General features: G+C 49.0%; 17 protein-coding genes. 9 read left to right on the top strand and 8 right to left on the bottom strand.

The annotated features are described in order from the left end of the window. Position 1: 1 nt before the first annotated feature. Positions 2-1,186 carry a CsgG/HfaB family protein gene (locus NX722_RS01910; RefSeq protein WP_262566470.1) on the top strand — a complete coding sequence of 395 codons (1,185 nt, stop codon included), beginning with the start codon at positions 2-4 and terminating at the stop codon, positions 1,184-1,186. A 57-nt stretch (positions 1,187-1,243) separates the two neighbouring features. Here NX722_RS01910 and NX722_RS01905 read toward each other — a convergent pair whose 3' ends face one another. The 5 genes from NX722_RS01905 to NX722_RS01885 all read right to left on the bottom strand — a co-directional run bounded on the left by NX722_RS01905 (position 1,244) and on the right by NX722_RS01885 (position 6,520). After that, positions 1,244-1,864 (bottom strand): hypothetical protein, encoded by a 621-nt coding sequence (locus tag NX722_RS01905; RefSeq protein ID WP_262566469.1) that lies wholly within the window; start codon positions 1,862-1,864, stop codon positions 1,244-1,246. Continuing rightward, positions 1,827-2,534, bottom strand: a complete 708-nt coding sequence (gene nfi, locus NX722_RS01900) for a deoxyribonuclease V (RefSeq protein WP_262566468.1) — start codon at positions 2,532-2,534, stop codon at positions 1,827-1,829. The genes NX722_RS01905 and nfi overlap by 38 nt, the downstream gene beginning before the upstream one ends. Continuing rightward, positions 2,501-3,883, bottom strand: coding sequence for an ATP-binding protein (locus NX722_RS01895; RefSeq protein ID WP_262566467.1), 1,383 nt, complete (start codon positions 3,881-3,883; stop codon positions 2,501-2,503). Before NX722_RS01895 ends, nfi begins: the two co-directional genes overlap by 34 nt. Before the next feature lie 52 nt (positions 3,884-3,935). Then, positions 3,936-4,634, bottom strand: coding sequence for a response regulator (locus NX722_RS01890; protein ID WP_262566466.1), 699 nt, complete (start codon positions 4,632-4,634; stop codon positions 3,936-3,938). 524 nt (positions 4,635-5,158) lie between these two features. Continuing rightward, positions 5,159-6,520, bottom strand: a complete 1,362-nt coding sequence (locus tag NX722_RS01885; protein WP_262563664.1) for an IS110 family RNA-guided transposase — start codon at positions 6,518-6,520, stop codon at positions 5,159-5,161. A 332-nt stretch (positions 6,521-6,852) separates the two neighbouring features. Between NX722_RS01885 and NX722_RS01880 the strand changes: the two genes are divergently transcribed. The 3 genes from NX722_RS01880 (at position 6,853) to NX722_RS01870 (ending at position 11,980) form a co-directional block, all read left to right on the top strand. Continuing rightward, complete coding sequence (locus NX722_RS01880) at positions 6,853-8,058, top strand: efflux RND transporter periplasmic adaptor subunit (RefSeq protein WP_262566465.1); 1,206 nt, start codon at positions 6,853-6,855, stop codon at positions 8,056-8,058. Position 8,059: 1 nt separating this feature from the next. Beyond that, positions 8,060-11,185, top strand: a complete 3,126-nt coding sequence (locus NX722_RS01875; protein WP_262566464.1) for an efflux RND transporter permease subunit — start codon at positions 8,060-8,062, stop codon at positions 11,183-11,185. Between the two features lie 198 nt (positions 11,186-11,383). Further along, a complete protein-coding gene (locus NX722_RS01870) occupies positions 11,384-11,980 on the top strand; it encodes a hypothetical protein (protein ID WP_262566463.1) in 597 nt (198 codons plus the stop codon). 474 nt (positions 11,981-12,454) lie between these two features. Here the strand turns inward: NX722_RS01870 and nhaD are convergent, their stop codons facing one another. Then, entirely contained in the window at positions 12,455-13,771 is a 1,317-nt protein-coding gene (gene nhaD / locus NX722_RS01865; protein ID WP_322740904.1) for a sodium:proton antiporter NhaD, read from the bottom strand. A 381-nt stretch (positions 13,772-14,152) separates the two neighbouring features. Here nhaD and NX722_RS01860 point away from each other — a divergent pair, with 381 nt between their 5' ends. Beyond that, entirely contained in the window at positions 14,153-14,650 is a 498-nt protein-coding gene (locus NX722_RS01860) for an aminoacyl-tRNA deacylase (RefSeq protein WP_262566461.1), read from the top strand. Between the two features lie 12 nt (positions 14,651-14,662). On the opposite strand, the gene NX722_RS01855 is transcribed toward NX722_RS01860, so the two are convergent. After that, the gene (locus NX722_RS01855) at positions 14,663-15,646 is read right to left on the bottom strand and encodes a pentapeptide repeat-containing protein (RefSeq protein ID WP_262566460.1); all 984 of its coding nucleotides are present in this window, start codon (positions 15,644-15,646) and stop codon (positions 14,663-14,665) included. Between the two features lie 159 nt (positions 15,647-15,805). Between NX722_RS01855 and NX722_RS01850 the strand changes: the two genes are divergently transcribed. Continuing rightward, on the top strand, positions 15,806-16,204 hold the full coding sequence (locus NX722_RS01850; RefSeq protein WP_262566459.1) for an ArsC family reductase: 399 nt from the start codon (positions 15,806-15,808) through the stop codon (positions 16,202-16,204). Positions 16,205-16,257: 53 nt separating this feature from the next. Then, on the top strand, positions 16,258-17,283 hold the full coding sequence (dapD, locus tag NX722_RS01845; protein ID WP_262568596.1) for a 2,3,4,5-tetrahydropyridine-2,6-dicarboxylate N-succinyltransferase: 1,026 nt from the start codon (positions 16,258-16,260) through the stop codon (positions 17,281-17,283). Positions 17,284-17,436: 153 nt separating this feature from the next. On the opposite strand, the gene NX722_RS01840 is transcribed toward dapD, so the two are convergent. Next, positions 17,437-18,357 carry a LysR family transcriptional regulator gene (locus NX722_RS01840; protein ID WP_262566458.1) on the bottom strand — a complete coding sequence of 307 codons (921 nt, stop codon included), beginning with the start codon at positions 18,355-18,357 and terminating at the stop codon, positions 17,437-17,439. A gap of 708 nt (positions 18,358-19,065) precedes the next feature. On the opposite strand from NX722_RS01840, the gene NX722_RS01835 reads away from it, so the two are divergent. Both NX722_RS01835 and NX722_RS01830 read left to right on the top strand, forming a co-directional pair. Then, positions 19,066-19,650 carry a hypothetical protein gene (locus tag NX722_RS01835; RefSeq protein ID WP_262566457.1) on the top strand — a complete coding sequence of 195 codons (585 nt, stop codon included), beginning with the start codon at positions 19,066-19,068 and terminating at the stop codon, positions 19,648-19,650. Between the two features lie 52 nt (positions 19,651-19,702). Then, on the top strand, positions 19,703-20,893 hold the full coding sequence (locus tag NX722_RS01830) for an outer membrane beta-barrel protein (protein ID WP_262566456.1): 1,191 nt from the start codon (positions 19,703-19,705) through the stop codon (positions 20,891-20,893). Positions 20,894-20,967 lie beyond the last annotated feature (74 nt).

Here is a 20,967-nt window from a genome sequence, read left to right as displayed (position 1 = left end):
TATGAAACATAAAATTGCTGCCGCCCTTCTGGCACTCTGTACCTGCTCCCCTTTACTGGCAGAAGTGGTAACCGTACAGGTGCAGGGTACAGGGCTCACACAGGAATCAGCCATTGAACAGGGGCTGGTTCAAGCAGTCAGACAGGTTCATGGCACGGACATTAATAGTCAGCAAACCACTGCCACGGGACAGTCAAGGGTGAACGGAGAGAGTGAAACCCGGATTGAAATCAGCCAGGGAACCAACCTTAAAGCCAGGGGACAGGTGGCGGGCTATCGTGTTACCAACAGTGAATGCACTGCAAAAGGCTGCACTGTCAACCTGAATGTGGAAGTACATCAATACAAGGCTCCCGGCCTTCCCAGCGACAACCGTCGTCGAATCGCGGTACTGCCATTCACCGGCGGGAAAGAATTCCGCAAGATGGTCACACGACAGGTGCAGGAGCAGTTAGTACAAAGTCGTCGCTTTGCCGTGCTGGATCGTGAACATGAAAAGGAATACCGGGCAGAAAAATCACTCTGGCAAAGTGATGATGTTTCGGTGGCTGAAAAAGCACGCCTCGGGCAAGTGCTGGGTCTGGACTACATTGTGGTGGGCAGCATTGAAAAGGCTGGCGTTCATCGCTGGTCAACCTCGGTAGCCCTGACCGGTGAGAAGGAAAACCATGTTCGCACTTCCGCCAGAGTCCGCTACCAGGTAATCGCAGTACCTACCCGCCAGATCAAATGGTCTGATACCGTCTCGGTAACGCTTAACAACGTCGGCAGTCTTGAGCAGGCGTCGGTAGCAACAGGCAAAAAAATCTCCGGGGAGTTGCTGGAGAACATCTATCCACTGCGCGTGGTTGCGTCCAGTAATGGTCAGGTGATTCTGAACCAGGGTGGCAAGACTATCCGGGATGGCAGCTATTTTAAAATATACGCCCTTGGTGAAGTGATGATTGACCCCTACACCAATGAACCACTAGGACAGACTGAAACCAGAGTAGCGACGGTTAAGGTCACCCGTGTCGAAGCGAAAATGGCCTACGCCAGGGTGGTGGAAGGTGACTTGGGTACTATCCAGCCGGGGTTTATTGCCCGCCCTGGCAGCGCTATTACCCAACCCGTTAAAAAGCAGCCAGCTTCTCCCGCCCCCAAAAGTAATGTTGTTGTACCAGAGTCTGGTGGCGTTATTCTTTAATACAGCTTCCTGATTTGCACGAACAGCCCTGTGTTATGCGGGGCTTTTGCTTCCCTTTCACGAACCTTCAGATACTTTCGGAGTAATCACCACCTTACCCTGCTCCACCCTCACCGCAGCAGGCAGGCTACCAAGCTTACGGTACAGCGCATCCCCATCATCAAGAGGGATGATCGGCAAGCTACCCAGTTCCTGCCTGAGGGCTTTCTTCAGCTGGTCAATCATCAGTGTCTCGATCATGGCAATGTCCAGATCGATATGTGCCTTCTCCAGCAGAATGTTTGAGAAAAAGAAAGCCCGGTCGTCCGGCCTGTATTCCAGGTTGGCAATGCCTTCTACCTGGAAAGGAACAGGATCGGTGACGCCTCCGTCCAGATAGTTACTGAAAACATCAGCATCCAGCGTTCCCCTGAACTGGAAACCAATCGCCTGGTAATCACCATGAAGCGTCAGTTTTGGGGTTTCCAGATAGAGCTGAACATTCACAATGGGCGGCAATACCTTCAAATTACGAATCTGTGGCGACATAAATTTCTGGTCAACCAGAGCCTGCAACTCCTCAGAGGTAAGTGTTACTGACCGGGATTGCGAACACCCGGCGAACATAGCCAGCAGCGAAAATACCAGCGCCAGCGAAAGGTTAAATGGAACGCTCCAGAATCCGACTAGCTTTTTCAACGATTTTCCCTCGATTTGATGCTAACCCGTCAGCCCAGCGAATGGGTTCAGGCAGTTTGTAACCGGCAAGACTTTCCTGCACAAAGTACATAGCGGATGTCAGAGAAATCCTGTGTCCAATACTAACATACAGAGGTTTGATGCCGGTGCGACTGCGTAAAACGTAACCAATGGTTTGCTGATCGTCCATCAACGCAACGATACTGTTTTTTTCAACAGGCAAAGTGTCATGTTCCCCACAGAGTCTCTGTTTGGCAACACCAATGGAAGGAATACCGGACAACAGACCAACATGGCACGCTACGCCAAATCGCCGGGGATGCGCCCTGCCCTGTCCGTCGCATAACAAAAGGTCTGGCTGCACAGTCAGCTGCTGCAGGGCAGCCAGAACGGCAGGGCTTTCACGAAAAGATAACAGCCCCGGAATGTAGGGCATACAGGTGGGCAGCCGGGCAATGGTAAAATCCACCAGCTGCAATGTCAGGAAATCAAGGACGGCGACTGCCGCCCTGGTCACAGAGCCATTTTCTTCAAAGCCGACGTCCACACCGGCCACCGTGTGGACATCTCTAACCTCATCCCGGCAGACAATCTGCCCGGCCATTTCCTGTTGCCACTCCCTGGCTTCGGCAACCGTCAGGCAACGACCTTGTGATTCAAAGGTAAACAAATGGTGACCTCCAGGCCCGGATGAACGTTCCTTGCTGTAATGGTACCGCCATGATTTTTCACAGCCCCCATCGCAATGGACGTTCCCAGCCCAAAGCCATCATTCTCTTTACCACGAGTGTCGTCCACCCTGAAGAACGGCTCAAACAGCGAATCCAGAGCACCTTCCGGAATACCCGGTCCAAAGTCTCTGACGGTGACAATGGCATAGCGCTTGTGCTTCTTCAGAGCCACTTCCACACGGCTGTCCTGTGGCGTGAAACGAATGGCATTGCGCACCATGTTTTCAATGGCGCTGCCCAGCCAGTCTTTTATACCGTTGATTTCAATATCCAGCAGTTCTGTTGTCACCACCGACTTATCCTGAGCCTGAGCTTCAAAGTCGGCATCGTCAACAATGCCTTCAATCAGTGCATGAAGTGGTACCGGCTCCCAGGCCAGGTCTGTTACACCATTCTGAATACGGGAGAAGCGGATAATTTCTCCGATCATCTGGTCCAGACGTTCGATTTCGCGCTCAATACGACCATGTTCAGATTCTGCATCCGGCGATTTCCGACGGGCCAGCGCCAGTGACAGTTGCAACCGGGTCAGAGGCGAACGTAATTCATGGGACACATCCCTGAGTAATCGCTCTTTGTCGTTTATAAGCGACTCAAGCTGTTCAGCCATGTGGTTAAAGTCACGACCAAACTCACCCAGCTCATCCCGTCGTTCACGAACAACCTGAGCCACTCTGGCAGCCAGGTCACCCTGAGCCAGTCGGCGTGATGTACCCTGTAGTTGTCGTATGGGGACTACCAGATAGCGCGCCAGCATGATGCTCAACAGGAAGCTGACCCCAAGAGCAATGATGACCAGATGCCACTGCTGTACAAACACTTTCTTGACCCGCCAGTGTACCAGGCGAGGCATCTCTTTGGTGAGGTAAAGATCAAAGGGAGTACGATCAATCCAGATTTTGCGTGGCCCTACCGCAACAACACCACTGCGGAACGTGATAACCGGCTCCCGCCGGTCATGGGTTTTGCGGTAAGCGAACTGAACTTCAGCAGGGACTACCGGTTGCCCGACAGGTTCACCATCAGGGGCAAAAAGATAATAATAACTACCAGGCAACTGTCTTATAGAAAGACTGGTCGACCAGCCGGCTGCCATTCGTTCAACCTGCCGGGAAGCCACTTCCAGCTCCCGAAACAGGGCTCTTCGTTCAGACAGGAAATCCGCAGGGTCAAACGTAATGGCAACGGCTACTACCAGCGCCACCATCATTGACACCATGGTCAGCCAGAACCATAAGAATAGTTTCCAGAATAAACTGCGAAATGGCCAGACCAGCATTTTGTGCATTTGAGCTTTCATTCAATCAGGTACTGCAAACGTGCTTATCGCCCATGATTCCTCAGGGGCGGATATAGAAATAACCAGCCCCACGCACTGTTTTAATGCGTGCGGATCCGTCAGCGCGGGTACCAATCTTTTTACGAACGTTGCTCACGTGCATATCGATGGCGCGATCATACAGGGTCAGACGGCGATTCAGGGCAATCTGGGTCAGTTCATCACGGGAGATCAGCTCACCCGCTTTTTCGATCAGGGCTTTCAGCACCATAAACTCCGTGGCCGTCAGCTCCAGTACCTCACCATGAATAGTGGCTTCACGATTCGCCAGATTCAGTGTGATGTCGTCAATACTCAGGGTTCTTGGGTTGCTGTCAGTCGCCTGGGGGCGACCACGACGCATAATCGCCTTGATACGGGCGACCAGTTCGCGATGGTTATAAGGTTTCGGCAGATAATCGTCTGCGCCAAACTCCAGGCCAATGATACGGTCGACATCATCGCCACGGGCAGTCAGCATGAGAACAGGGATATCAGAAGTCTGGCGAATTTTTTTCAGCACATCAAAGCCGTTCAGTTTCGGCAGGGTGACATCCAGCAACACCAGCTGGTATTCACCGGACAGTGCAGAAAGCACACCCGATTCTCCATCGTGAACTGCCTTTACGTCATAACCTTCTGTGGCCAGATATTCGATCAGCAACTCACATAATTCGACATCATCGTCTATCAAAAGAAGTTTTACGCTGTCGCTACTCATTTGATACTCCATCCAGACAACCATGAGCAAAGAGCAACTGCCAATCGTGCAGTTACGCCAGATAAAAAAGACCCCGGCGGGGGTACGTCGGGGTTAAAGTACAGCTCAGGGTAACAGGGAAATTTGACAATATGCTACCGGTCAATGCACTTGAACCTGCCGGTATCATATTGGATTTTAACTGACAGTGCAGTTACAAAATCGTACATACCATTCTGAATCAGGCTCAAACGCCTGAAAGCTGATTCAGAGTGGGCTTAAGTGTATGGCTGCTGATCTATATTGGGCGGTTAGAATCGGTAAGAGTCCTGTAAATGGATGGTTTATCATGATTAAACCCATTGGCACCAATGACATTGCGTCAATTACTTGTAAAACTCAGCCGATCTACTACTAGGTGTTTCTTTGAACAGGTAGAATCCACGTCCAAAGTGGGAAATAACTCAGTCAGCCTGACAGCCTGCTTTCCCTCACAGGCCGGCTGCTTCTGAGTAACTCCTTCGGGACTAGTTATTTGCATAGAGTCAAGATGGTGAGGCTGTTTCAATTTCGACCAGTTTGTAACCCATGTCTTCAGCGCGCTTTCTCATGTTTTTAATGACTCGGTCACGGTATTGCTCCTCGTAGTAATCCTGACCTCTATCTACGTACTCTGAGCCGTTTTTCAGCATGCTGTAAATCAGCCGGGCAAGTTTATGTGCAGTCGCTGTAATCGCTTTTGGTGCCCCCAGCTTACTTCTCATTCGACGATAATAGGCTCCCAGCGCACTTTTCGAACTCACCAGAGTCAGTGCAGCCATACGCAGAGCAGAAGCGGCCCGGTTAGGGATTCTTTTGGTCTTGCTGCTCAACACTTTGCCTCCTGATATCTTGTTTCCCGGGCTCAGTCCCAGCCAGGAACAAAAGTGCTTCACTGTCGGCCAGCGACTCATGTCTGTACCAATTTCAGAAACTACCTTCAGGGCGGTATTTTCCTCTATTCCCTCAATCGATGTCAGATCTACCCCTGTCACCCGGTAAAGGTGAGTTCTTACATCAAAAGCAGGGGCGCTGGCTGATTTGCGTTTTGCAGGCAGAGAGATACTCTCGGACTTATCATCAAACTGGTTCAACTGGTCTTCCAATGCCTTGTCACAAGCTTCAATTTGCTTTTCGTAAAAATCATAAAGCTCAACAGACTGCTTTAAGGCAAATAGGTGTTCCACCCGGTAATGCCCATGCAGTGACTTAGCAATGACTTTCTCTGATTTTTTACAATGAGAGTCCCGGTGTTTGGCCAGTACCTCTGGGTCACGCTCTCCCGCGAGAATGGAGAGAATGATACCCATCCCCGTTTTGCCAGTGATATCCGCAACGACATTGTCCAACAACAGGTTCATTTGCCGTAAAGCTTTCTGCATGTGCTGTATGTGCGACGCCCGGTAACGGATCAGGGTTTCACGCTGACGCATATAGGCACGCAAGGCACACACCTGATCTTCAGGGCGAAAAGCTCCCTCAAGCAGGCCATGAGTATGCAGTTGTTGTAACCACTGACAGTCCTGCACATCACTTTTACGACCAGGGACGTTTTTAACATGACGAGCATTCACCAGTTTGACGTCAAGGCCGTGCTCTTCAAGCATTTCGAAAGCGGGAATCCAATAGATTCCGGTAGACTCCATGACCACGGTCGTAATTCCGATTTTCACGAGCCATTGAGTCATCATTTCGAGATCAGAGGTAAAGCAGGCAAAAGACCGAACCGACTGTTCATCGAGCTCTTTAGGGACAGCAACAAAGTGGAACTCTGAACCAATATCAATGCCTGCAGCATAGAGGTTCACGGTTTTTAGATGGCCAGATATCCGCTTTTGAACTTTAGCCGGATTTGGGTTGTGTTTCATGACTGCGTTCCTACACTACTGAACGAAGGCATATCCGGGTATGGGGCTGTCGATCATATGCAGTCTTCTGAACGAGATCGCCAGGCGTCATCAGTGATGCGGTCGCCAGCCTCCCGACCACGCTAAACTTCGGGCAAGAGCACCAGTGTGCGTTCGGTCTCTGGCTCGGATATGCCTCCTTCCTTATCGTAGGACGAAGAATTGAGGTTGGCAGCTAAGAGTTACTCTGGGTTGTGTGCCCGCCGGGCGGGCTAGTCCGCTAAACTCAAAACACATTTGCCACTCATCACAAAGCTCGCAAACCCTTCTGTTTCTTCCGACCGGAGCAGTCAATGAAATCGATCATTTCAAATATCCGCCAGCGGCAATTATTGTCGGTTGGCTTCCTCATCGCATCTTTATTTGCGCTGACCGGTTGTGATCAACAACCACAACAACAGGGACAGATGCCAGCACCTGCCGTTTCTGTGATTGACGTTACCCGGCAACCCGTTGGAGACTATCACGAATTCGTTGCCCGCACCGAAGCCGTTAAAACCGTAGACCTGCGTGCAAGGGTTGAAGGTTTTCTGACCCGGCGTGATTTCATAGAAGGACAAAATGTCAAAAATGGTCAGCTACTGTTTGAGATTGACCCAAAACCTTACGAAGCAGCCCTGAAAAAAGCTGAAGCCAACGTTGCCAGCGCCAAGGCCGAACGAATCAAGGCTGTCAAAGACCTTCAACGCAGCAAGGACCTGTTCCAGAAAGGTCATATCAGTCAGGCTAATCTCGATACACAGACCAGCAATCAGGCACGTGCCGAAGCCGCCGTTCAGGCAGCAGAAGCCGGTTTGGAAACCGCCAAGCTGAACCTTGGCTATACCCATATCTATGCGCCATTTGCCGGTCAGATTGGTCGTGCCACTCAGAGCGTTGGCAACCTGGTCGGCCCATCTTCCGGTTCTCTCGCTACCCTGACCACCGTTGACCCTATGTACGTCACCTTCCAGGTCGGTGAGCGCATGCTGGTCGATTATCTCCAGGATACAGGGGGAGAACGCACAGACAGCGGCAATTTCGATATGCGTCTGCGCCTGCCAAACGGCTCAGAATACGATCAGCCCGGCGTCTTCAATTTTGCGGACACTCAGGTTGACCAGACCACCGGCACCCTGACCCTTCGTGCCCAGTTCCCTAACCCCCATGGCATTATTGTTCCCGGCATGTACGTGACCCTGATCGCCGAGAGCCGCATCAAACAGGATCGTCCCGTAGTGCCTCAGTCTGCCATCCAGGAAAATCAGAGCGGTCGCTTTGTACTGGTGGTCAACAGTGACAACGAGGTAGAAACCCGTCAGGTCGAAATGGGACGACGCATGGGCCCGTTCTGGGTGGTTAACAGCGGTCTGAAAGCCGGTGAGCAGATCATCGTGGAAGGTCTGCAGAAAGTTCGCCCCGGCGTGAAGGTTCAGCCAAATCGGGTCACCCTCGACCCGGAAAGTGGCGCTATCATGATGCCAGCTCAGACCGACACTCAGACTCAGCAGGGTAATTGAGATGTTCAGTCAATTCTTTATTAACAGGCCCAAGTTTGCTTTTGTCATATCGATAGTCATCACACTGGTCGGTCTGATAGCCCTTAATGCGTTGCCCGTGGCAATGTTTCCGAGTATCACACCACCCCAGATAAACGTCAGTGCCAGCTATCCGGGTGCTGATGCGGAAACCATTGAAGAGGCTGTCATTCGCCCGCTCGAAGATAATATCAATGGTGTGGAAGACATGATCTACATGGAGTCCTCTGCCGACGAAGGCTCCGCAACGATCACCGTTACCTTCAAGTCCGGCATCGACCAGGACATAGCGATGGTAAATGTCCAGAACCGTGTTGCCGTAGCCCAACCTCTTCTGCCAGAAGACGTGCGTCGTACGGGTGTGCGGGTGCGAAAGCAGTCGTCCAATATGTTGCTGGGTATCAACCTGATTTCTGACCGCCCGGAATATGACAGCATATTCCTGAACAACTATGCCAATAACTACCTGAAAGATAGTCTGGCCCGGGTTGACGGTGTCGCTGACGCCAACATTCTGGGCGCCCAGATCTACAGTATGCGTGTCTGGCTGAACCCGGAACGCATGGCTGCCCTGGACGTTACCACTTCTGATGTTGCAGCAGTCATGCGGGAACAGAACACCATTGTGGCAGCGGGGCAGTTAGGTCAGGGACCCAATGTACCGGACCAGATGTTCACCTACACCATCAAAACCAAGGGGCGTCTTGTCGAAGAGCCGGATTTTGAGAATATCATCGTTCGAGCCCGTCCGGATGGCACCATTATCCGTCTGAAAGACGTTGCCCGTGTCGAGCTTGGGGCTCAAAGCTACACTGGCACATCCCGTTTCAACAACACCGATACTGCCTTCCTGGTGATTTACCAGCAGCCTGCCGCGAATGCGATGAGTGTTGCTGCGGACATAAAAAAGGCCGTTAAAGAGCTGTCTGTAAACTTTCCGGACGGTGTCAAATACGAGATCGCCTTCGACACCACCAAATTCATCGATGCCTCCATCAGTGAAGTGGTGAATACCCTGTTCCAGGCGGTACTGCTGGTTATTCTGGTGGTGTTCCTGTTCCTGCAGAACTGGCGTGCCACCCTGATTCCAGCCATTGCCATTCCAGTGTCCCTGATCGGTACTTTCGCGGTCATGCTGGTGCTGGGTTTCTCTATCAATACCATTACCCTGTTTGGTCTGGTACTGGCGATAGGTGTTGTAGTAGACGACGCCATTGTTGTTATTGAGAACGTTGAGCGCCTGATCACCAAAGAAGGCATGGACCCGAAAGCGGCAACCAGCAAGGCCATGAAAGAAGTAGCCGGCCCGATTGTTGCTACCACTCTGGTACTGCTGGCGGTGTTTGTACCCGTTGGCTTTATGCCGGGCATTACCGGTGGTCTGTACTCCCAGTTTGCCGTGACCATCTCCGTAGCGGTGCTTATCTCCTCCATCAATGCCCTGACCCTGAGCCCTGCGCTGTGTGCCACTCTGCTGAAAAAAGAGTCAATGGGACATGTCGCCTGGTTGAAACCACTGGATGTATTCATCCACAAGATGACCGGAGGGTACAAAAGCTGGGTAACCCTGCTGTTGCGCCGCTCTGTATTAGGCATTGGCCTGTTTGCCATCCTGATTGGCAGCACTGGCTACCTGTTCAAGGCTACCCCTACTGGCTTTGTCCCTAATGAAGACCAGGGCTTTGTGGTACTTGACGTTCAGCTGCCAGATGCTGCTTCGGTGAACCGTACCGAGGAGGTCATGAAAAAAATCACCAACATGATCCGTACTGACAAGGATGTTAAAAGTGTGATTACCGTTTCCGGCTTCAGTATCTTCTCTGGCTCAGGCTCTAATGGTGGCATGGCCATTGTCAACCTGAACGACTGGAGTGAGCGCCCTGACCCGGACCAACACCAGTCTGCCATTCTCCAGAGAATTCAGGGCATGGTATGGAGCCTGCCTGAAGCCCAGGCCATGGCCTTTGTATTCCCACCCATTCCCGGTCTTGGTTCCTCCGGTGGCTTTGACTTCCGCCTGCAGGATACCAGGGGACGCTCAGCACAAGAGCTGGGGCAGGTTCTTAATGGTCTGATTTATCAGGCTAACCAGGACCCTCGCCTGAATCGTGTATTCAGCACCTGGCGCGCCAATATTCCCCAGTATTATCTGGATATTGACCGTGACAAGGCCAAGGCACAGGGTATAGCACTGTCTGAAATCTTTATGACACTGCAAACCCAGCTGGGCTCTGCCTACATTAACGATTTCAGTAAGTTCGGTCGCTCCTATCAGGTGCGTTTACAGGCTGAAAGTGAATACCGTACCGGGCCAGCCGACCTGAGCCGGTTCTTTGTTCGTAATAACAAAGGTGAAATGGTACCTCTGACGACCGTTGCCACCCTGAGCCCTGTTCTGGGGCCAAACAGTCTTAAGCACTACAATATGTTCCGTTCCGCGAACGTCAGTGGTCAGGCTGCAGCGGGTCTGAGTTCGGGTGACGCTATCGTCGCGATGGAGGAAATTGCCAAAACACTGCCAGAGGGTTACACCTACTCCTGGTCTGGTCAGAGTTTGCAGGAAATCGAAGCAGGCAACCTGGCACCCCTGTTGTTCAGTCTGGCGTTTCTGTTTGTCTACCTGTTCCTGGTCGCCCAGTATGAAAGCTGGACCATGCCACTGGCGATTATCAGTGCGGTCCCTGTGGCTGCCTTTGGTGCTTTTGCCGGTATTAACCTGTTCCGCACCTTCGCTCCGGAAATGGCCAATGATATTTACGCCCAGATTGGTATTGTCCTGCTGTTTGGTATTGCCGCTAAAACCGCGATCCTGATCGTTGAATTTTCTATGGTTCAACGCCAGCAGGGCAAGAGTATTCTGGATGCTGCGGCTGATGCAGCTGCTCTGCGTTTCCGTGCGGTACTGATGACAGCCCTGTCGTTTATCCTGGGTGTATTGCCCCTGGTATTTGCCAGCGGCGCTGGCGCAGCCAGCCGCAAAATCATTGGTACAACGGTCATGTCCGGTATGATCGCCGCCACCGTAATCGGTATTTTGCTAATACCTGTGTTCTACTTCCTGTTGCAGCGACTGCGCGAACATTTCAACCCGGATAAGGCTAACAGCTAACCAAAGCGGTAGCAGAAAGCTAATCAGAACATCGTCATTCCTGCCTGTGCAGGAATGACGGGACAACTTTGTTGACAAACACCGGTAACGACAAACCTTTAGAGGGGCGAATCTTCAGGCCACCACTACCTCCCACCCTATCCCCCAATTTGATCTAGCATAGAGGGCTATTGTTAAAAACCATCAGGTAATAAAGCGATGTTGAAAAAACTTATTCTTGTAATGTTTCTTTGCTGTAGTTCCCTGAGTGCCATGGAGCTTAGCGATGAAAATATAGAAGCAATACTGGTCAAGAGTGCAAAGGTGTTTGATACACTTCCTTTCTCGCTATTGAAATTACCAAAAAATTCTCAAGATGAGTATGTATTTTCTTTTTGCGTGTCGGATAAAGGTCAATGGGGCATTGCACCATTCGGTAAATCAAAAGGTTATGAATATAATCAAGCTGCTAATTCGATTGAAGAAATCAACTGTGAAATAAATACGATCTCAGAAGAACTTATAAAGTTCTCAACGCAAATCTTCAAAATGAACCTGCAAAAAAAAGAAACTCAATGGTCAGTGAAGCGCTTCCGGCCTTGTTACAGTAAAAGAACCAAAAGCGGTACTATCAGCATTTGTCATAATCTATCTGTTTGCCCCGGTTGCCAACCAAAAAGCTATTCCTTGTTTGACTGGATTCATTACCTTTCACCAACCATAGCTGTAATATCTTTGTCAGCAAACCTGTTTCTTTTCCTTTCGGTCCAATATGCGTCTGTCGCGCCTGGATGTCCACGATGCAACCTAATGTAGACAGCCTTTATCGAGCCAGCGGTGCCATTACCACTCACTTCAAGGTGTAACCCTTATACACTCGGTACATATACATCAGGGCAAAGGCAGGAGATAATCAGATATAAACAAAATGGATATCAGCTGAGAGGGAAGTTATGAGGGAAAACAGACGCTGCCATTCGAAACTGTACGCGATAACAATGATTGCCAGCTTGCTGCTTTCGGGTTGCAGCATCAGTAACAATCTGAACTGCCGCTATGAACCCATCAGAGGTTCCGTCGTTGTAAACAGCACAGGGGAATCTCTCGTGGTCAGTTTTACACCAGACTCAAAGCCCCATGCCGACAGGTTCAGACAATACAATATTGATATGTCCAGGCTGTCTCTCTCACTCCATAAACAAAGTCGGAACCTTAAGCCTGGCCAGCGCTACGATGCAATTGTCAACATCAGAACCACTGGCCAATGCACTCCTTATGTCGTTTACCTGCTTAGATAAACGACTCGCCATTCAGCAGGAAGTGGGCAAGAATACTGGCAATATAACCAAGGGCAATCACCCAGCTCCAGCGCAGGTGAGACAGGAAGGTGTAATGCCCTTTAGACGTTCCCATCAGGGCGACACCCGCAGCAGAACCCACTGATAACAAACTCCCCCCCACACCGGCAGTCAGGGTAATCAGCAACCACTGGAAAGTATCCATTTGTGGGTTCATACCAAGAATTGCAAACATCACCGGAATGTTATCAACAATGGCTGAAATCACACCGGCAGCAATGTTTGTCCAACTCTCGCCTATACCGTTGTACATTAACTCGGATACCACTTCCAGATAGCCAAGGTATCGAAGCCCACCTACCGAGAAAATAACACCAAAGAAGAACAGCAGCGTATCCCACTCGGCACGAGCCACCCGCTGGAACACGTCGAGGTTTTCATAATTATGCATACCGGATGGAAAGAGCTTGCTGCTGGTTAATCCCTTCAGGTTGAGGAAGTAGGTATAAAACATCAACAGCGCCAGTCCGGTCATCATCCCCATAAACGGAGGCAGACCAAGGAAGTGTTCAAAGGAAACTGCAATAGCAATGGTTAGCAAAAACAAGATGCATATCACCAACCCGCCCGGTCGAATAGATATCTGATCCTTAATCGGAAGCGGCTGCCCTGTACTGACAAAAGCACTCATAATCATTGCCGGCAGCAGGAAATTCACAACCGAGGGAATAAACAGTGTAAAAAACTGCGCGAATTCGACTTTACCCGCCTGCCATACCATCAGCGTGGTAATATCCCCAAAGGGGCTGAAAGCTCCACCTGCATTCGATGCGACGACGACATTAACCATTGCCAGAGAGATAAAGCGCACATCTTTCTGTCCCACAGCCATGATCACCGCTCCCATCAACAACGCAGTCGTCAGGTTATCGGCTATCGGGGAGATAAAAAACGCCAGAACCCCTGTTACCCAGAACAATTGCCTGAAATTAAACCCTTTCTGTACCAGCCAGGAGCGCAGGCTGGCAAACACATGTCGTTCTTCCATGGCGTTGATATACGTCATCGCCACCAGCAGGAACAGAAACATCGCCGCGTACTCTTCCAGGTCATGCATGACTGCCTGTGACAGGTCACTGTGCGCAACCCCCTGCTCTTTCGCCAGCCAGGCAATCAGGGCCCAGATCAGTCCTGCAGCCAGTATGACCGGCTTGGATTTACGCAGGTGGATTTTCTCTTCCGCCATAACGGCGATGTAAGCGATAACAAAAATAACGACACAGACCCATGCCACAGGATGGGTTGTCACTCTTAACAAATCATCTGCAGCCCAGGTTATCTGTGGGAAAGAAATCGCTAACGCGGCTGCTGAGGCAGACCTGGTTCTGCACCCTATATTCATCAATTGTAACCTTATATATTTTTACCGAATTAAAAACAGAATACCGTCGTTAAAGCAGGAAAAACAGAGCGATGATTTATACAGAACGATATAAATAGAATTTTCTAACAGTCAGTAGACTATATACGACGCTGTTTTAATTCGTTTTTGTTCTCAGTTTCCGTACCAACTCGTCAGGCGTACGCTCTTATTCCATATAAACTTTATCCTTATCTCTTCTTTGCACAGATGTCTGACTATTTGCTATTCAGACCATTTCTATTCAAATAGTTAACCGGGGTTACTGACATGGCTATTGCCCAACAACTGCAATCTTTTCTCCATGAGCATCATGCAGACTACGAACTGGTCTGCCACCCCTATTCCGAAAGATCGCTGGATACGGCCCGTTCCGCCTGTATACCGGTGAAGAACATGACCAAAGCGGTTGTACTTCACGACGAGCAAGGCTACATGATGGCCATAATGCCCTCCATGAATAAGCTGATGCTCCGCTGGATCAATGCCAAACTGGATCGCCATTTACAACTGGCTACCGAGAAAGAGCTGAAAAAACTCTTTCCGGACTGCGATTCCGGTGCAGTTCCGGCCATGGGAACCGCTTACGGCATAAGTACTTGCTGGGATGATGAACTCAACTCCGTTCAGGACATCTATCTTGAAGCAGGCAACCACAGGGAGCTGGTTCATATGCACCGGGAGCAGTTTAAACAGTTGTTACAGGGGCAGAACCACGCTGCCATCAGCTGTGATCCTGAAGAAAGTGAAGCGTACAAGACCGGTTGAAGAAAGGGACTGTCACCGAGACATTTTTTTTACAAACACCACCACAAACAGCGCCATACTGAAACTGCCGGTGAAAGCCTCCAGCGCCGCAAAGAGCCTTGAAATGCCCACAGGCGTAATATCGCCATAACCCAGTGTCGTAAACGTGACAACACTGTAGTAAAGAGTATCAAGCCAGGTTCGTGCATTGACCAGAAACGACTGATCCGGGGAATACTGAATCAGTCGTTCCCCCTCCTGAACCCCAAACAGCAGATAGATGAAAGAAAACAGAATAATCAAACCAGCCGCAAACGAAATGACCCGGCGCGGCTTTTCCCCATAACCACTGATCAGATCAACCAGCAATGACAGCCCTCTGTCGTACGACCACTTAGGATAGCGCTGACGTCTGATCACCATTTCCCGATAAAAAAAGTCACCCGCGATGGCAAACAACCCCTGACTCTCACAATTGCGGCGAATATTACGTGCAACCTCTTCTGCTTCCTGAAACAACGACTGGGCCGATTCATGCTGATGACTGCGCTGTTGTTCATAACCCAGACGTTCCTGCAACAGCCGGTCGCCCCAGTAAACCTCGTCGAGCCGGGCCTGTTTAAAATTAACCCCCAGAAGATTACAGCCTGAGAGATCAGTAAAGTGCAGATTCGCACCACTGAGATTGGCTTTAAGCAGATTACACTGTAACAAACTCACCTGATATAAATGCGCCTTATGCAAATTAGCCCGATTCAGATCTGCCCCTGTCAGCCGGTAGGGTTCTCCGTCATGATTGACAAGATTAACATTCTCCAGATTGGCACCTTTCAGCAGAAAGCCTTCCATAGGGCGTCCTGTCCTGGCTCTCTTTTCCAGTCTCTTGGTGAGTTCCATGCCCGACTTGTCAATATCCGGACAGTGCCAGAAACAAAACGTTGAACCGGATACCACCTTCCCGTCGCAGCCAGAGCCTGACGAACCTTTATAAGCACAGTGCAGATCTTCCGAGTTCATAATGCAGCCAGCCTCAATAAATCAATGAATAGTCATCCTTATTCTGTCGGCACATGGCCGCAGGCTGTGAAGTCCTTGCAACAGGCTGGTATTTGAGGCGTATCGGTATTTAAGGCATAGTAAGCGCGGCAAGGGCTTCAGGGTACATCAGGAAACACTATGACCATTCTTTACGACAGCACTCTTAATGGCATAACTCTTAATGGCATAACTCTTTATGGCATAAAGAATTGTGACACCATAAAAAAAGCTCGCCGCTGGCTTGATGACAATGATGTCAAATACCATTTCCACGATTACCGCAAAGATGGGTTAACCCTTCAGCAGCTACAGGGGTGGACTGAAGAGTTGGACTGGGAACAACTGCTGAACAAGCGCGGCACCACCTGGCGGAACCTTCCGGAAGCGCAAAAACAGAGCATTAATAAAGATCGCGCCCTGACTCTGATGGTGGAGTACCCTGCCATGATCAAGCGTCCACTGCTGGATACCGGCACAGAAAAACACCTGGGATTCAAGCCAGACCTTTATAAACAGATTTTTGCCCCCATTACCTAATTCAACTGAAAAATTGCAATAAGGCAGCACATTCAATGAGTACAACCAACTCTCTGTTCAGCCTCGCCATTGGCATTGGCACTAAAAACAACAAAGACGAATGGCTGGAAGTGTATTATCCGAAACCGCTGATACATCCGGAAGCAAAGCTGGTTGAAGCCATTCAGAACCTGATCCGGTACGAAGGCGGCAACACTTACGCTGAACTGGATAGCGAAACCTGCCACGCCCTGGAAGAACTGTTTGAAAACCTGGGTGAGCAGGAACTGGCCAGCATTATGCTGAGCCTGGAAGAAAGCGACCGCCCACGGGTTATTACCTTCCTTGAAACCGACAGCGCCCTGACCAGTACTCCCGAAGCCTATCTGAAACTGCATCTGCTCTCTCACCGAATGGTCAAACCACACGGTGTTAATCTGCAAGGAATTTTCCCTTTGCTGCCTAATGTAGCCTGGACCAGCGAAGGCGCAATCGACCTGGCTGAATTGCAGGAGCGCCAACTAAAAGCCCGTGCTGAAGGTCGTTACCTAAGTGTCAATTCCGTCGACAAATTCCCGAAAATGACCGACTACGTTGTTCCGACAGGCGTGCGCATCGCCCACACGGCCAGAGTACGTCTGGGCGCTTATGTCGGTGAAGGCACTACAGTGATGCATGAAGGCTTTATTAACTTCAATGCCGGTACTGAAGGCAAGAGTATGGTGGAAGGTCGTATTTCGGCGGGTATCTGGGTGGGCGAAGGTTCCGATCTGGGTGGTGGTTGCAGCACCATGGGCACCCTGTCTGGCGGTAACGATATCGTCGTTTCCATTGGCAGAAACTGCCTGATTGGTGCTGAAGCGGGTGTCAACATCCCACTGGGAGATCACTGCACCATAGAAGCAGGCCTGTACCTCACCGCTGGTTCAAAAGTCACCCTGCTGGATAACGAACGCAATCCGGTTGAAACCGTTAAGGCTTCAACCCTGTCAGGCCAGTCCAACCTGCTGTTCTGGCGAAACTCCCAGACAGGCGCCATTGAATGCCTGACCAAAAAGACGGCTTTTGCCCTGAATGATGAGTTGCACGCTCATAACTAAGAGGCCGTAATCGTATATCTTCGCCCAATCGAGGGTGCCGCAAAAACCTCTCTAAGCCGGTAAAACTCTTTGCAAAATAGCTTTACTGGCTTAGCGGCTTACACAGTGCAGAGTACCCAGGCAGCTATAAGCACAAAATGCTAAATGTTGTCGCTATGAATAATTTCTATTCCACAATTCGATAAAACGCTTTCTAAACCAACTGTGTTTGGAGCAGGCATTCTTGTATTTTGGCCAAACCAGTCCCACCTTCAGCAGAGGTACATTTCCGGGAAGGGCTCTGGATGTGAGCTCATTATCACGGTGGAATTCAGGTGACAGTTCGTAAGCGCCGATCAGCAATGTGCTGGTACTTTTTATAGTGGTTAGTGCGGAACCGCCTTCCATTAACGAGAATGCTTCTTTTGGAGTCACGCCTAGCTGTTTAAAGTATTTGCCGCATTCGTCAGTATTAGAAAAACCGGCGCGATCATTAGTGAATGCATATTTTTTTAAATCATCAACGGACAAAGTTTCACCAGGATCGGTAGAAAGGGCAAGTGGATGTTTTTTCGGCATAAAACAACGTACAGGCTGTGTGATAACTTCCATAATCTCAAGAGGAATATCAGCCTTTATGGGTAAAGGACCTATGTATAAGTCAATCAATCCTTTATTAAATCCTTTCTCTACATGTTCGCTTATAGGTACGAAGTTGACAGAAAGATTGGGGGCTTCCTGATGCAGCGAACCAATAATGCCTGCTAACCAGCCACGAATGATTGCACTGTTGGTTGCTATATTCAGATGAATATCACTGGACAACAAATCGAAAGAGTGGCCCTCAAAAAGAGTATTTAAATTTCCAACGGTTTCAGAAACCAACCCCCGGAGGCTTTCTGCCTTTGGCGTAAGTCCATTACTACTTCCATAGCGGAAAATCAGTGGGTCTTGTAACAACTCCCTCAGCTGATTTAACTGTTTGCTTACTGCAGGTTGCGTAACGTTCAATGCTTTGGCTGTACTAACGGTACTTTTGGTATTCAACAAGCTATAAAAAACACGCAGAAGATTTAAATTTGCCTGTGTATTCATAAGTCCCTGCGATAATGAAAAAATAATCAGTAATAATGAATTTGTATCTTTTTTGAGTATTTCTTAAACAAATTAAGTTAACTCTAAGTTTTAGCAATATAACTCAGAGTGATTTAAGTACCCAATGACATATAACAAAATATCATCTCCATGTCGTTTAGTGATATAGGTATAACCTGAAACAAAACTATTGGTTATAGACGGATAAAAACAAATAATTCGGAAAGTAATTTTATTTGAGTTAGGATTGGGCGACTGAAAGCAGCGCTATTACGCTAGTTTTAAGATTCAGCATAAAGACATGTTTTCAGAACAGGCATGGCAATGTTCTTTTATTCATTGACCAGAAAACGAGCAGACGAGTGCCGGGAACGAAAAGATTGGCTGAATAAAACACTGCTAAGAGTAAATATACGCTCATTAAATCATCTCTTTTACTCTGACATCGATTTCAATGATGTTTTTTTAAACAGTGAGAATACTGCACTGCTGCTTTTCGGTGAAAAGTTTTATTTTTTGATTTAGATCAATTTACATCCCTGTAATTAAAATCGGGCCAGCTATCTGACGTGGCTGTGTGTCGTTTATTGTTCTGGCTATTTTGGTAACTAGTGTAAACCAAAGGGCGGTAGCGTGCCTGTTCAATATTTTTCAAAACTTTTGTATGATCCGTTAAAACTTGATTAAAAAAACAAAGGGAGTGCATCTATGAAGGCTTATAAAATACTAAGTACTACAGCATTGATGCTTTTGTTGAATCCTCACACTATATCTGGCTCAGTTTCTGCAGAAGAATTGACCGAAGAGTATAATAAATCTTGTTCATCAGAGCTTATTACTCAGTCACAAGAGCAGGGGCAAAGTGTCATTGATGGGTTGCTAAAATCAATTGAACTCAGGCCTGAATGCACAAGCTCTTATGTTGCATTTGTTGTAAGTAACAATAATGCTGCAGCAATAGAGACTGTTCTTGCCGCTATTAATGCGCGACCAGAGCGGGTAATTGATATAGTGGTCGCTGCTGTTGAGGCTCTTCCAGAACAAAAATATCAGATACTGGGCGCTGTGCTGGATTCTATTGATGACCTTTCTACACGCATAGACATCCTTTACGCCGTTTATGGTATTCCACAAACAACTGATGAAGAGGTTGTGGCTGAGCTTGAAGAAGTCGATGAAACCACTGAAGACGAAATTGCTGAAATTGAAGAAGCTGCTGCCCCCACAGTTCCACCGCCTCCAGCGTTTAATCCGGGAGCTAACGATAAACCAATAGGCATCAGTCCAACATAATCTTATTTGTCTGGTAGCAGATTAGAATTTACAAAACATCAAGGGCGAACCAGTGAAGAATGTTGTTTGCACAAGCCTGTCGGCAATCGTCGTGGCTTGTGGTTTGAGTTATGGGGAAGCAGCGCATGCTGCAAGAGACCCTGCCTATTTCAATCTGGGAGTTGTGGAAGTCACTCCGCAGTTAATGACTGGTCTGAAATACGATGACAACTTCTACAGAGACAGTCGAAGCATCAGTACCCCCGTCATGGTTGTGAAACCAACGGTCGATTTTCGAGCAATCTCTGGCTTGAATGAATATGCACTGCAATTTGAAGCCGTAAACCGAACTTATACCCGTGCCCATGCAGCTGATTCAACCGACGTTGGCATCAATGGCACCATTCATCATGAATTCACCAGCCGTCACCGACTGGATATGGATGGTGGATGGGGCAGCTACTATGATGAAGGTTCCGAGGTGGGTTCAACCGGAGCACTGCCCAGGTATGAACAGAGAAAAATCGGTGGCACTTACGGTTTTGGCTCACGACAGGCTGCGCATATTGATGTATTTGCCAGCTATGATAACCGGGGCTATCGGGATACCGGTTTCAATGACCGTTCAATTGTTCGCTATGGTTCCACTTTTTATTACCGCGTTATGCCAAATACCAGAGCATTATTTGAAGTGTCCAGACGAGGGCTGGATTACGTCGATATCAGTAATGCCGGATATGACATAACCAACTACCTGCTGGGTTTAAGCATGGATACCAGCGCTAAAACCACAGGCTTTCTCAAAGCAGGCCGCCGTTATCGGAAAACCAAAGCTTCTGGTACCAGCACTGAAGGTTATACCGGTTGGGAGCTTGGCCTGAGCTATCAGCCCCTTAGTTATTCCTTAATTCAGTTGTCGGCGGGGCGTGACTACGGTCTGGAATCCGATAACCCGGAAACCTCCGACTTCACCAAAGGCAACACAATCGATGTATCCTGGCGTCACGACTGGACTGGCAAGATAACCTCCCGTTTAGGGTGGCGTTATGTTGATGAAGAGACCATGAACTTTGCCGGTACTGCGTTAAAAGAGCGTAAAGTGAATACCTTTAATATAGGGCTGGACTGGAAAATCCAGCGCTGGTTCACACTGGCATTCGACTGGAAATACAACAAACGTCGTGAACGGGCCATTCAAGCCGGAACCTTCGAAGATAATTACAGACGTAATACATTTATGCTGAGTGGGCACTTTTCTCTTTAAATTAAAGTGCGAATTTGTTTCACGACAGACATGCTGAGAAGCCTTTCCACACCAGATAGATCATTTCAATAGAA

Source organism: Endozoicomonas gorgoniicola (assembly GCF_025562715.2).
GTDB classification, from domain to species: domain Bacteria; phylum Pseudomonadota; class Gammaproteobacteria; order Pseudomonadales; family Endozoicomonadaceae; genus Endozoicomonas_A; species Endozoicomonas_A gorgoniicola.
This window is presented reverse-complemented; position numbering and strand designations above follow the sequence as displayed.